This window comes from Paenibacillus sp. RC73 (assembly GCF_044908085.1).
GTDB lineage: Bacteria > Bacillota > Bacilli > Paenibacillales > Paenibacillaceae > Paenibacillus > Paenibacillus terrae_A.
On record NZ_JBIYCV010000001.1, the window covers coordinates 417,514 to 430,646 of the forward strand.

At 48.1% G+C, this 13,133-nt stretch carries 10 protein-coding genes; 5 read left to right on the forward strand and 5 right to left on the reverse strand.

Annotation, left to right across the window (positions count from 1 at the left end):
- The first annotated feature begins 48 nt into the window (after positions 1-48).
- Together ABH897_RS01960 and ABH897_RS01965 are read left to right on the forward strand one after the other, a co-directional pair.
- On the forward strand, positions 49-3,744 hold the full coding sequence (locus ABH897_RS01960; RefSeq protein WP_404591058.1) for a non-ribosomal peptide synthetase family protein: 3,696 nt from the start codon (positions 49-51) through the stop codon (positions 3,742-3,744).
- 117 nt (positions 3,745-3,861) lie between these two features.
- Positions 3,862-4,860, forward strand: coding sequence for a polysaccharide deacetylase family protein (locus ABH897_RS01965; protein ID WP_404520924.1), 999 nt, complete (start codon positions 3,862-3,864; stop codon positions 4,858-4,860).
- A gap of 87 nt (positions 4,861-4,947) precedes the next feature.
- Here the strand turns inward: ABH897_RS01965 and ABH897_RS01970 are convergent, their stop codons facing one another.
- Together ABH897_RS01970 and ABH897_RS01975 are read right to left on the reverse strand one after the other, a co-directional pair.
- On the reverse strand, positions 4,948-5,568 hold the full coding sequence (locus tag ABH897_RS01970; protein ID WP_283655554.1) for a TraX family protein: 621 nt from the start codon (positions 5,566-5,568) through the stop codon (positions 4,948-4,950).
- A gap of 22 nt (positions 5,569-5,590) precedes the next feature.
- Positions 5,591-6,307 (reverse strand): CBS domain-containing protein, encoded by a 717-nt coding sequence (locus ABH897_RS01975; RefSeq protein WP_349361932.1) that lies wholly within the window; start codon positions 6,305-6,307, stop codon positions 5,591-5,593.
- A gap of 186 nt (positions 6,308-6,493) precedes the next feature.
- On the opposite strand from ABH897_RS01975, the gene fsa reads away from it, so the two are divergent.
- Complete coding sequence (gene fsa / locus ABH897_RS01980) at positions 6,494-7,141, forward strand: fructose-6-phosphate aldolase (RefSeq protein WP_044646942.1); 648 nt, start codon at positions 6,494-6,496, stop codon at positions 7,139-7,141.
- 75 nt (positions 7,142-7,216) lie between these two features.
- Here the strand turns inward: fsa and ABH897_RS01985 are convergent, their stop codons facing one another.
- Positions 7,217-7,912, reverse strand: coding sequence for a DUF7002 family protein (locus ABH897_RS01985; RefSeq protein ID WP_404591060.1), 696 nt, complete (start codon positions 7,910-7,912; stop codon positions 7,217-7,219).
- Between the two features lie 138 nt (positions 7,913-8,050).
- Here ABH897_RS01985 and ABH897_RS01990 point away from each other — a divergent pair, with 138 nt between their 5' ends.
- A complete protein-coding gene (locus ABH897_RS01990; protein WP_404591062.1) occupies positions 8,051-8,506 on the forward strand; it encodes a MarR family winged helix-turn-helix transcriptional regulator in 456 nt (151 codons plus the stop codon).
- Between the two features lies 1 nt (position 8,507).
- Positions 8,508-9,707 carry an MFS transporter gene (locus ABH897_RS01995; protein ID WP_404591064.1) on the forward strand — a complete coding sequence of 400 codons (1,200 nt, stop codon included), beginning with the start codon at positions 8,508-8,510 and terminating at the stop codon, positions 9,705-9,707.
- Between the two features lie 71 nt (positions 9,708-9,778).
- Here the strand turns inward: ABH897_RS01995 and ABH897_RS02000 are convergent, their stop codons facing one another.
- Complete coding sequence (locus tag ABH897_RS02000; RefSeq protein WP_404591066.1) at positions 9,779-11,089, reverse strand: MFS transporter; 1,311 nt, start codon at positions 11,087-11,089, stop codon at positions 9,779-9,781.
- A 90-nt stretch (positions 11,090-11,179) separates the two neighbouring features.
- The gene (locus ABH897_RS02005) at positions 11,180-12,895 is read right to left on the reverse strand and encodes a methyl-accepting chemotaxis protein (RefSeq protein WP_404580205.1); all 1,716 of its coding nucleotides are present in this window, start codon (positions 12,893-12,895) and stop codon (positions 11,180-11,182) included.
- Positions 12,896-13,133 lie beyond the last annotated feature (238 nt).

The following is a 13,133-nucleotide window of genomic DNA, read 5'->3' on the forward strand; positions in this document are numbered from 1 at the left end:
GACTTTAGCATTCATATTACGACATCATACGTTCAGGAGGTTAGCGTAATGACTTCATTGTTACAAAACAGTACACAAACAGCGCCATCCCCATTCCTGGTTCCTTTGAATTTTGCACGTCTGCAACGCAAGTATACATACTCTGCTTATCAGGTAGAGTTAGAACCATTCATTTCGAAGCTGTTGCATCAGCAAACGTCGGCGGAAGAACAACATGCTTTGCTTCTGTCTGTATATGCAGCATGGCTGTATCGTCTGTCCGCAGAAGAAGAAGTCTCCTTCTCTACTTTGGTGCCTCAATCTGGTGTACTTACGGCTTCGCTGACGATGGTAAAGAATACTACTTTCCATGAGCTGGCAGGCTTGTTTCAGGACATGCTCCATAAACCACATGCTTATCTGGCAGACCCGCAGGCTGATACCTCGTTCTCGGCAAATCTGCTGGCAGATGAAGGCACAGAGCCTCGTATCATGGATTGGGCTGTCATCGAGAGCAACGGCACTTACCAAATCCAGATTCGGTATGATGATTCTCTTCTTCTGGAAACAACGGTTGTCCGGTATGCAGAATACTTCGAATTACTACTGCGTGGCGCACTCATCAACAGCCATGCCCTTGTCAATTCGATTGACATCTTATCCGAAGCAGATCGGGCAGCTCATGAAGCCTTAAATAATACAGTTGTGAAGTATCCTGAGCATCAGACCATTCATGGAATGTTCGAGGAAGCCGCTTCGCAGTATCCTGATCGTCCGGCCATCGCTTCCCACGCCGGGGAATATACGTACCGTGAGCTTAATGAACGTGCCAATCAAGTCGCACGTGTGCTGTTGTCCAAAGGTCTTGCCAAGGGCGAATTCGTGACCATCTTCATGGAACGAAGCCTGGAAACCGTCATTTCCCTGCTTGGTATTCTGAAAGCCGGGGGCGTATATGTACCTGTCGATCCAGCCCATCCAGCCGATCGGAGTAGCTACATCGTCGAGGACACGCGTTCTCCCTTCGTCCTTACCACTTCCGCGCTCGCCGGGCAAGCCGCTGAACTATGCGGATCCATTGAGACGGTAAAAGAAATTTTGGCCATTAACGGGCCTCTGGCAGGCTATGCTGCAAGCAATCCAAACGTTAACGTAGGACCAGATGATCTCGCTTATGTGATCTATACGTCCGGCTCGACAGGCAAGCCGAAAGGGGCCCTGATTGCTCACCGTGGCGTCGTTAACCTGGGGGCTGTCGTACAGCGCGATTGCGACATTACACCTCAGGATGTATTGACTCAATTCGCCACCTATAGCTTTGATGCATCCGTTTGGGATACGATTGGAGCCTTGTTCTACGGTGCCAAGCTGTATCTGCTGTCCTCCGAAGAACGCGTGTCTGTTGAAGAATTCGCAGAAGCCATCGCACGCACAGGCACGACGATCATTACCATCTTGCCAACCGTATTCTTTAATCAGCTGTCCACGTATTTGTCGGACGAGGGTTACCGCAAATTGGCTAAGGTACGAATTGTCACCGTGGCAGGCGAGGCGCTGTACGGCTCACAAGTTCGGGCGTTCCAAAGCAAATTCGGTACAGATACAGACATCGTTAACGTGTATGGACCGACCGAGTGCACCGTAGCGACCACGACCCACCGGGTTCGTGGTGCTGTGCCTGAGCACGTCGTCAACATCCCGATCGGTAAGCCGATCTACAACTACAAAGTCTATATCGTCAACGATGATAACAAGCTATGCCCGATTAACATTCCGGGAGAAGTATGTATTGCTACGCCAGCACTGGCTCATGGCTACCTCCATCAGCCGGAACGGACAGCACAATCGTTTGTGGACAACCCATTTGTTCCGGGTGAAAAAATGTACCGCTCAGGCGATATCGCCAAGCTGCTGCCAGACGGTACGATTGAATACGTAAGCCGGAAGGATTCACAGCTCAAAATCCGGGGCAACCGAATCGAAATCGGAGAGATTGAAGATCATTTTTCCAAGCATCCAGGCGTTCAGGACGTGTCTGTCGTAGCCGTCAAGGATCACACGGATCAAAATATGCTGGTCGGCTATTACACCACTTCGGATGGACAGTCTATTCCGCAAGACGTGATTCAGTCTTATATTGCGGGCAAGCTGCCTTCCTATTTTGTACCGAGCCATGTCGTTCATCTGGAAGCTATGCCAATTTCACCGACTGGCAAGATTGACCGCAAGAAGCTGGCCCTGCTTCCGCTTCCCGAGGTGTCCGACAGCGCCTACGGCGGGGAACCTCTTCGTAAAGGAACAGAAACGCTCATTGCTGAAGCATGGACACAGGTACTTGGCAAAACCAACATCGGCGCAACGGATGACTTCTTCCTGATCGGTGGTGACTCCCTTCGTGTCATTCATGTGCTAGCTATTTTAAAACCGCGTTATGGCGCGTTACGCATTGGAGACTTTTTCCGTTACAAAACCGTTCGCGAGCTTGCTGAATACGTGGAGCAACTGGGTACGGAACAAACGCCGCAACGCAAAGCACTAGCGGTTTCACAAGAAAAAACTGACCTGAATGAACATCCTATCGAGCTGTCGGGCACTGCGAGTGTAGCCGAATTACGCGACATGAATGTTGTTTTATTGACCGGGGCTACGGGTTATCTCGGTTCGCACATTCTGTATGACCTGCTTCAACGGACAGAAGTCAAAGTGTACGCGATGGTACGCCCATCACAGGACGGGCCATCCGGCATCGAGCGTATTGAGGCCGTACTGACAGGATATTTTGGACAAGATGTCTCCGCCTTGATCGAAGGACGGGTCAAAGCCGTGTACGGTGATCTGGAGCAGGCAGACCTTGGCCTCTCTACCGTTGACCGCCATATGCTGGAGCATCAAATTGACGGCATTATTCACAGCGCCGCTGACGTTCGCCATTTTGGTGATTCGGCTGCCTTTGACCGTACGAATGTAACCGGAACACTGGAACTGCTGAATATTGCTCAGGCCAAGCCAGGTGTATCCTTCCATCATGTCTCAACTATGGGCATACCGGAGGATCTGGCGAATGAAGGACAATGGGAATCCGTATTGGAACTGTCCTCCTTCCCGGACGAGCTACAGGTGGACAACCTGTACACGAACAGTAAGCTCGCAGCGGAAAAGCTGTTGTTCCAAGCGGCTCAGTCAGGCACGCCTGTCTCTATCTACCGTGCAGGTAATTTGACGGCCCACTCGGCTAACGGACGCTTCCAGCGCAATATCGACAGCAACGCTTACTATCGGATGATGAAGGCCATGCTGTTGCTGGGCAAAGCGCCACAGGCTGATTGGCATACGGACTTTACGCCGATTGACTATGCGAGCCGCGCCATTGTAGAGCTGTCTGTGCATCAAAAAAGCGCGAACCGCATTTTCCATATCTGCAATCCGAATCCGCTGCCATATGATGAGCTGATCGCTATGGTCAACCAGCTCGGATATGCAGTAGACACGATGCCTTTTGACGATTATAGCGCTTGGCTGCTGAACCCCTCTTCCGGTATTCAGGAGGACGCGCTGCACCTTGCTATGGGGCAGTTGGAAGGTGATGGAGCCAAGGATTCCGCTTACCGATATGGCTGCCCTGTGACCGCCGCGCTACTGGATCAGGCTGGCGTTAAGTGCCCGACAACCGATCTGGAGTTTATTCGAAATATGATCCAGCATGCGGTAGAGATCGGTTATTTCCCTATCGCGTCATCGGTATCCACAAAAGCAACACAGAGGTAACAAAGTTGTGATATTTTCCCCGCGTGTATTAGGTATGATAGACTAGATTTTGCTAGTTGATATCGGGTTTACATATCCATACTTTTAGAATTTCTGCATGCGGGGGATGTCATTCATATGAAACACGTCATATTCAAAAGAACAATGCTTATTATGAGCATGTTAGCTATTTTAGGGATTTTGGTGTACGAAGCACGCACCATCTACCATCCCCCCCTTGTTAAAGGGACTCACCGTACACGCACAGCAAATGCAGATCGACTGGTACGACACTTATTCTCTCTGACACCAACGCCGGATAAAGTATATTACCAGAACAAAGTTATTGTCCTGATGTATCATGAAGTAACCAAAACTCCACCGGATCCCGGCGCTCTCAAGCTCAGCAATTTTACGAAGCAGCTGGATGAAATGAAAGCCAACGGCTTCCACTGGATTACGATGAAAGAATATACGGACTTTATTCTACATAAAGCCAAGGTGCCCGATAATGCTGTACTTATGACCTTCGACGACGGCTATGAATCTTTTTATACAGACACCTTTCCCGTGTTGAAAAAGTACCGTGTACCTGCAACCAATTTTCTCATCACATCCACGATCAGTAATCCCAAGCACATCGGTATTAAGAAGCTGACGTGGGAGCAAATCCAGCACATGCATGCCGAAGGTGTTGATTTCTACAATCACACCAATGATCAGCACGCGTATGGATACACAAATGTAGCACGCTCCAAGGAAAAACCGCTTCTCATGGACCCGGTATATTCGAAAAAGCTGGGGCGTATGGAAACCGAGGACGAATTCAAGCAACGGGTTTACAACGATTTGGACACCGCCGACAAGAAGCTGTTCAAGTATCTTCACAATGATCGCAACGTCCTTGCCTTTCCGTATGGAGGATATACCAAGGAAACGCTGGAAATTTGCCGCGCCTTGGGCATTGACGTTACCTTCACGGTGAAGCGTGGCATTAACTCACCTGGACAAACGAATGGCTATCGCGTTAATGCAGGTGGGATACACAATATTCCGGAAGTATTGGTGCAATACATGAAGGAAGGCGCTCCGGAACGACCGTTGCCGTTTGCCCAAGGTCCTAACAAAGCGTCCTAAACTTTGGAATAAGTAAGAACCTTCAAAACCATCTATAGCGTGGTTTTGAAGGTTCTTTTGCTGATTTTGAAGATGATGAGCTTATGATTAGAGCCAGAGACGAATGGCCGCAATAGCAGCCAGATGCACCGGATAAAAGCTGCGCCACAACCAGCGCGGTACCCGGCTATAAAATCTGCTCTCCCCGGATGCAAAGCATGCGATAAGAATGGTGGACAGCAGGCTAAAATGCTGGAGATTCGCGTGATGCACCATATCATATAAGACGTTCAGCGCAAAATGCGCCGCAACCATCATATAGGAGCGGGTATAGCGGTAAATGAGGACGAGCAGCAGTCCATAGGCTCCGTAATCCATCAGGCTAAGCTCCATGACCAGAGCTGTGAGCACATATAATCCTGTTATAGCCACCCAATTCTTCAATCGCGACGCAGCAGCCAGCGCCAGCAACGAGATCAACAGCGTCCAGACCACGTTTGGTCTATACACATCAAACGCCAGCATATAGGGCACCTGAGAAATCAGGGCGATTCCGAGCAAGCGGAGCATATAACCTCGCATATTACGAGTGCGGGCATACCCCATATACAGCGCATATGCATAGATTGGAAAAGCAAGCCTGCCGGCAATTCTCCAGGCCGGATCAGTCGGAAAAAATACAAGTCCAACATGATCAATCAGCATGGTCAGCATGGCCAACCAGTACATATAAGGCCCCCTTTTTCTTCTTTTACGTCTTCTCTTCCGTCAAGCTCAAAATAGCGTTCATGATATCCGTTTTGGTAACCCGGCCCACCAATCCATTGGTTTGAATGAAGGAGGTCTCCATACACTGCTCATCCATGACCGGAAGGCAATTGACCTGATGACGAACGAGCCTGGATATCGCCTCCAGCAGAGAATCGCCCGGAGTGAGTGTCGTCATTTGGGCGCGTCGCGTCATTGCCATCGTTACCGGAACAGCGTGAAGATCGGTATGCCCCAGCGTCACCTTCAGCAGATCCTTGCGAGTAACAATTCCGATCAGCTCCTGATCCTCTCCTGTGACCATCAGCGTACCGGTATTTTGCTGAAATAACATCAGTACCGCATCGTAAGCCGTAGCGTCACCAGAAATTAAAATCGGATCACTGAGCACATCAGCCACAGTCAGCTTTTTGAGCATGGTGCCAACATGACTGTCGTATTTAGGGTAACGGCCTGGCAGATATCCTACCTTCGGCTTGGCGTCTATCAGACCGAGCATGACGAGCAGCGCAAGATCGGAACGGAGGGTCGGTCGCGTCAACCCCAACTCCTCAGCAATTTTATCCCCCGTAACAGGCGCCAGGCGCTGGACAATATCAACAATTTCCCGCTGTCTTTCAGACAGTTGAATAATGATTACCTCCTTATAGAATGGGGTAGTATACATTATAGATGAGCATAGATCGGTAAATTTCCGCATTTTCCGACAATTCATCAAATTTTAATCAAAGACAGCTTGTTTTCAATTTTAAAATGTGTCACAATTGAGTATGTAATACATACTAATTATAAGTTTAACGTGTGCAATATGCTATCTTTTATTTGGCTGATGTACATGGTGTGTGATATGTATTATGAATTTTAAAAAACCTGAGGAGGAAATCAAATGAAATTTTTCTTGGATACTGGTAACATTGAAGAAATCAAACGTATTGAACGTTTGGGTCTGGTTGATGGTGTAACAACGAACCCTTCGCTGATCGCTAAGGAAGGTCGGGTGTTCAAGGAAGTCATTCAGGAGATTTGCGGTATCGTGGAAGGTCCCGTGAGTGCTGAGGTCATTGGCTTGAAAGCCGAGGATATGCTCAAGGAAGCTTATGAGATTGCCAAATGGGCACCGAACGTTGTTATTAAGCTGCCTATGACTGAAGACGGTTTGTATGCTTGTAACGAACTGACCAAAAACGGGATTAAAACGAATGTAACGCTGATTTTCTCCGCGGCTCAAGGTTTGATGGCTGCCAAAGCTGGCGCTACTTTTATCAGCCCGTTCGTAGGACGTCTGGATGATATCGCTGTTGACGGTATGAAGCTGATTCGTGAACTGAGACAGATTTTGGACATTCATGGTCTGAAAGCCGAAATCATTGCAGCCTCCATCCGTAACATCAAGCATGTGGAAGATGCTGCTCTGTCTGGTGCGCATATTGCCACCATTCCTGGCTCCCTGCTCCCTTCCCTGTGGAAACACCCGCTGACTGACAGCGGTATTGAACGCTTCCTGAAGGACTGGGAAACTGTACCTAAAGCCTAATTCGCCCGAAACGGCAAAACTATATTGCTTTAAACCCGAACAGCCCGCATATTGCGGGCTGTTTTTTCGTCCGTATTATTTTCTCTCCATATCTCGCAAGTCTACCAAAGGCCGCGTCAAGTTTCTCCAGCGTTCAGGCACATCCTCACCATGATCTACGTAAACCGATTTCAGATAGCTAGACATATGGTTAACCCGATCCTCTACCAAGACCTCTCGTATGTCGGATGGCTTGACAGGCACGAAATTATTCCGTACCACCTGGAAGCGGTCTAGAGGTAAAAACATGTCCAGACTTTTCTTGTAGGAACAATGGGCCGGAAAACGTGGCGAGCTTCCTGAATCATATTTGGTGAGCTTCACTGCGGAAGCATGCCCGGATATCAAGGAATACGCGTCCAATTCCAGAACGGCAAACCTTTCCTCCGGTTCTCTTCGTGAATAGGTATTCATCATTTTCTGACAATCCTTTAACGTGGGCCAAAAAAATACATGCCGATCCAGCGCCTCCCTAAATTGCTCCTGAGTGATTGCAGCATCTATCATTTGGTCAGGAATCCGCAGATGGGCATTTATAGTGATATCATACCCCTCATAATCTACTTGTACCGCCTTTACGCGGCGTTCCCCTGCAATGTGGTGATTGATTTGGTAGCTGGACAATATAGCGTCGAAATAAGCAATCACCGATACATTACATACTCGTGTAAAATGAAATAAAGAGTTCCTGTTTTTGGCTTTGGTGATGGCAGTTACAATCGCATTATCCATGAGTTCTCTCCCCTCTCCAATGAAATCCAGTTCAAAGTAAACGGTGAATAAAGTACAACTTTTTTTGACAAAACAACTTGTTTTACATATAATTGTTTTAACAATTAATTTATGTACGGAAAACAGAAAGGAGTACTCATGAATAACTTGCCCCCGGATTGCTCCATCGGCATGCTGCTCGGCATTACCCATCGCAAGATGAGCCAGCAGCTTATGCATCGCCTTAAACCTTATGATATTTCCCCTGAGCAATGGTCGGTTCTGTATCAAATCTACCAGGCAGAAGGTCTGAATCAGAAGGAAATTGCATCTAAGGCGGTTAAGGACCAGCCAACTACGACTCGAATTATTGATTTGTTGGACAAAAAGGGTTGGGTGCAGCGTGTGAATAGCCCACAGGACCGTCGAGCCTATTTGCTTCATTTGACTGAAGCCGGTCGACTGCTCGTGGAGGAAACTCTTCCGGTCGAGCGCGGCGCCAACCACGATTTTGTGAATGGAATTTCCCCTGCTGATCTGGAGCAGTTCCGTCAAACTCTTTTACAAGTCCACGCTAACCTGACTCAATCGGAAAAACAAGGAGAGAACGACTAACATGCAACAAGGCAAGCAGCCTCTTTGGACCAAGGAATTTATCGTTTTAACGGTATCTAATCTTTTTTTATTTCTGGAATTACAGATGATCGTATCTTCCATTCCTGCGTATGTTAAAAATACATTCCACGCCAGCTCCGTTCAGGTCAGCCTCGTCACTACGCTGTTCGCATTGAGCGCGATTGTGGCAAGGCTTTTTTCAGCCCGCATGCTGGAAAAAGGGCATCGCAATACCCTGATTTTCATTGGTCTGCTGTTGGGATTAGCGGGTACGCTCGGATACAGCGTTTCACCGACGATTACAGTGCTGCTTCTCATGCGTATGCTGTTTGGCATCGGCTTCGGTTTGAGCAGTACCGCCTTTCCGACCATGGCCTCAGATGTCATTCCTGCCAAGCGTCTTGGTGAAGGAATGGGGTATTTCAGCTTGTCCACCAGCCTGGCGATGTCGATTGGACCGACCATCGGTATTTCGATGCTGCAATATGGCAGTTTTAATCTGCTGGTATATACGACCTCAGCTGTCATTATCGTTATTTTCCCACTGGCCTACTGGCTGATTCGTACCCTGCCGAAAGGACATGTTGAGCCGCCGATGGTTCCTTTGGAGGAAGGACGAAAACCGGCATTTAACCGCAAGCTCTGGATTCCCGCCTTGCTGAACATGCTCATGTCTATTACGTACGGCGGATTGCTCGGCTTTATGACGCTTTACGGGGATGAAGCGAATTTGTCGCACCCGGCCTATTTTTTCCTGTTTAATGCGTTGTCCGTCCTGATCGTACGTCCCTTCTCAGGCCGTATCTATGATAAAAAAGGAGCAAAAGCGCTGCTCATCCCCGGTTCTCTGTTCCTGATCGGCGGTCTTATCCTGCTTTCCTACGCGCACAATGATGCCTTCATGTATCTGTCCGCCCTTTGCTATGGCATCGGTTTTGGCGTAATGCAGCCGACTTTGCAAACGTGGATGATTCAGGTCGTGTCGCCCAAGCAGCGTGGCATGGCAAATGGTATGTTTCTAAACTCCCTTGATTTCGGAGTCGCTGCCGGAGCGCTTATTCTTGGTATTATCGCCAAAGCCAGCGATTATGCGTGGATGTATCGCCTTTCCTCGCTGTTTATCGTATTGTTCCTGCTCATCTATATCATTCAGCTTGCTGTAGGTCGCAAGCCCAAAACGCGTGTCCCTGTCGAGGGGTAAAGCATATTTCAAAGAGAGCACCCAACACCATGGCTTCATGGAATCGGGTGCTCTTTGGTTTTAGATCGCTCTTATTTGGCCGGGGTTTTGCGTCTCAGCTTGGAAGAAAGCGGCTTTTCCCGGGATACGTCTGTCAGCCTCCCAGTGGCGTTCATATGTTCACCGGATTTTTCGTCTAAGGGTTCATCTTGCTTCGGTTTGACCGCAAACAGCATGAGTAGAGCCGCAATTCCGCCCACTCCGGCCATCACGCCAAAAAGCAAACCATGTCCACTGCTTCCGATCAGCAAGGATACAATCGGAGGACCTAGTGACACCCCGACAAAGCGCATACTGCTGTACAAGCTGGTAATCGTTCCGCGCTCCTCTTTTTCAATCCCTTTCGTAATCAGGGCATCCAAACAAGGCAGTGCCAGTCCAATTCCGGCTCCCCCCAATGTAAACAGTCCGATCACCGCATAAATATGTTGAAAAAATCCGAGAATGCCAAAGCTGATCGTCAACACTGCCAAACCGGAAAAACCGATCCATTTCATCCGTTTTTTGTGCTTGCCGATGATTTTTCCTCCGATATAAGAGCACAGACAGAGAGAAACCAACGGAATCGCCAGTACGAACCCTTTCCAGACCCCACGAAGGTTGTAACGACTTTCCAGTATGTCGGATAAGTAGAACAGGACGCCAAAAATGACAAACATACAAATGCCGCCCACGGCGAAAATTGCATATAGCCAGCGTCCTTTTTCTTCAAGCACCTGCTTCACATTTCCCAGAAACTCCCGAAACATTATCGGTTGTTTCTTACGCTTGGGCGCATGAATCAGCCAAAGAACCAAAATGAGCGAAATCAGACAGAGACCCGGAATCACTGCCAATGGCAAAAACCAAAGGACTGCGCCGAATGCCGCACCCAGAATTGGGCTTAGCACTTTACCGAATGTATTATAGGTCTCGACTACACCCAGGTTTTTGCTGGCTTCTTCCTCGTTCTCATACAAATCCCCCACGAGCGGAATGACAATGGGAAAAGCTCCCGCCGCTCCGACCCCCTGAAGCAACCGCCCCCCAATAATGGTCCAGTACGCTACCTGATCATGAAGCAGCCATGCCCCCACCGCAGAAATTCCCCCGCCAATCACCGTCAGGATCAAGCAGGGCACAATCACCGCCTTGCGACCAAATCGGTCAGAGAGATATCCCGCGATTGGAATCAGCAAAATGGCAACTACCGCATATACCGTAATTAACATGCTAATGCGAAAGGAGCTGACATGTAGCTTACGTCCGATTTCCGGCAAAACAGGAATCAGCATGGAATTGCCCAGCGTCATCATCAGCGGGATGGAACCTAATGCAAGCAGATTCCCTTTATTTTGTTGCATCCCGTTACCACCTTTGCAAAAGTAATAACACAGCTGTCCAAAATGGTTCAACAAGTGTTATTGTGTTTACATTAGTGTGGATTTATACAGCTACACCTTAAATCCTCCAACCCTTGCATTCAGCAATTTCGACATTTCTGCCAGCGTATGAATGGATGACGCGATATCCTCCATGGAAGCCAGCTGCTCCTCAGCCGCTGCGCTAATGCTCTGGGTTCCGCCTGCGGACTGTTCCGCTACTTCGCGGATACGCTCCACGGCTCCCACCATTTGCCCCGATCCGGTGGACATCTGTTCCACAGACCGATTCACACTGTGAATCTGTTCGCTGACCTGCTGAATGGAGCTGCCAATCTGGCGAAATGCCGTTTCGGCCGATTCCATGATCTTCACACCTGACTGCACTTCAACTGTTCCGGCTTGCATGGTTGATGCGACATTACCCACATGGTCCTGAATATGATGCACAAATTGTGTAATTTCCGCTGCTGAAACGGATACCTGATCAGACAGTCTTCTTACCTCAGATGCTACGACAGCAAATCCTTTGCCCTGTTCTCCTGCTCTGGCGGCTTCAATCGACGCGTTAAGCGCCAGCATCCCTGTCTGCTTGGCAATGCCGGTAATGACAGAACCGATCATTCCGATCTGTTCAGCCTGTTCACTAAGCAGACGTACAGCACGAGCAGAGCTATCTACACTTTCGCTTACTTTTTCCATCTGCCTCATTGCCTGACCGATGGATTGCTCTCCTGCTTCTGCGTCCTTGGCAGCCGTATCCGACAGCTTGTACACCTGCTGGCTCGTCACCGCAATATGCTCCAGTCCATGAGCAAGCTCTTTTACTGCATCTGTGGTCTGTGTGATGTCATCGACCTGATGCTCCATGCCAGTCGCTAGCTCTTCCATCACACCGGAAGTATGACGATTGGCCTGATTCATTTCTTCAGTGCTCAGGCTTACCCGCTCGGCGGTCACAGATAACGTACGGGCTGTATCCTGAGCATCCACAATAATATTGCGAAAGCCCGCGATCAGCTTGTTGTACGAGCTGGCAATCATGCCAATCTCGTCCTTGGTCGTAATATCGAGTTGACTACGCAAATCTCCGCCGCCCGCTGACATCTCCAGCAACTGTTCATTCATATGGTACAACGGCCGGATGGAACGAATCAAAATGATCGATTGTGCAATACTGTAAATGATAATAAGACAGCCCAGAATGCTCGTAATCCAGATCGTGTTGGTCATGGTTTGGTGGGCTTCTTGTACTTTCGCCGCTACCATGTCCTCCTGAGATTTAACGAACGCCATCATTTTCACATCAAGCTGTTTCCGTAAAACCCGTTCATTTTCATATATATCGAGTAAATCCGAAAACGGGGGAAACGTATCGATCGTACTCCGGTAACCCGCTGTATTCAATAATCCATGGACGTAGTTGAAATAGGAATTTATTCCCATTTTCAAATCATCCATCGTTTTCTTCGTATCTCCTGCATTCAGATCGAGCAAAGCTTCCGTTTGCTGAAGCAGCTTCACAATTTCGCTCTGCTTGCTTTCAATCCCTTTTCCATATTGTTCATCCCGAGTTAGCAAGTATCCTCGCTCGTCATTAGATATCCCGTTTAACAAAAACTGAAGAGACTTTGAATTATATACAATGGTCTCTTCACGATTCACAATATCCTTGTATTTATTCTCATTTTGTACGCTCAGAATGTAGTTTGTCAGCAGCATAGCTGCAATTACACCCGGAATAAGCAGCGCACTAAGAATCATTTTAGCCTTAATCGTTAAATTCATGAATCGGTCCCCCAGTTATGTCTGAATATAATGTCAACTTACTATATATCGTTTAATTCGCTGAAGTTGTTGAACGAAACAAGAAAAGTGTATAGTTTTTTCAATGTAATTGTGACAATATGGTGAATTAATATGTTCTTTTCTGAAATAAAAACAAAAAAAGTAACGCCATCCTTATATTCATCTCTTATTAGATGATCATGAGATTTATCGGATTTGTGATCTTTAAAAATGATAT

Excerpts from the sequence above, each read along its gene's own strand:
- ABH897_RS01990 (WP_404591062.1), top strand. The coding sequence starts at position 8,051 with ATGAATAACTTGCCCCCGGATTGCTCCATCGGCATGCTGCTCGGCATT.
- ABH897_RS01975 (WP_349361932.1), bottom strand. The coding sequence starts at position 6,307 with ATGCGGAAATTTACCGATCTATGCTCATCTATAATGTATACTACCCCA.
- ABH897_RS01965 (WP_404520924.1), top strand. The coding sequence starts at position 3,862 with ATGAAACACGTCATATTCAAAAGAACAATGCTTATTATGAGCATGTTA.
- ABH897_RS01995 (WP_404591064.1), top strand. The coding sequence starts at position 8,508 with ATGCAACAAGGCAAGCAGCCTCTTTGGACCAAGGAATTTATCGTTTTA.
- fsa (WP_044646942.1), top strand. The coding sequence starts at position 6,494 with ATGAAATTTTTCTTGGATACTGGTAACATTGAAGAAATCAAACGTATT.
- ABH897_RS02000 (WP_404591066.1), bottom strand. The coding sequence starts at position 11,089 with ATGCAACAAAATAAAGGGAATCTGCTTGCATTAGGTTCCATCCCGCTG.
- ABH897_RS01985 (WP_404591060.1), bottom strand. The coding sequence starts at position 7,912 with ATGGATAATGCGATTGTAACTGCCATCACCAAAGCCAAAAACAGGAAC.
- ABH897_RS01970 (WP_283655554.1), bottom strand. The coding sequence starts at position 5,568 with ATGTACTGGTTGGCCATGCTGACCATGCTGATTGATCATGTTGGACTT.
- ABH897_RS01960 (WP_404591058.1), top strand. The coding sequence starts at position 49 with ATGACTTCATTGTTACAAAACAGTACACAAACAGCGCCATCCCCATTC.
- ABH897_RS02005 (WP_404580205.1), bottom strand. The coding sequence starts at position 12,895 with ATGAATTTAACGATTAAGGCTAAAATGATTCTTAGTGCGCTGCTTATT.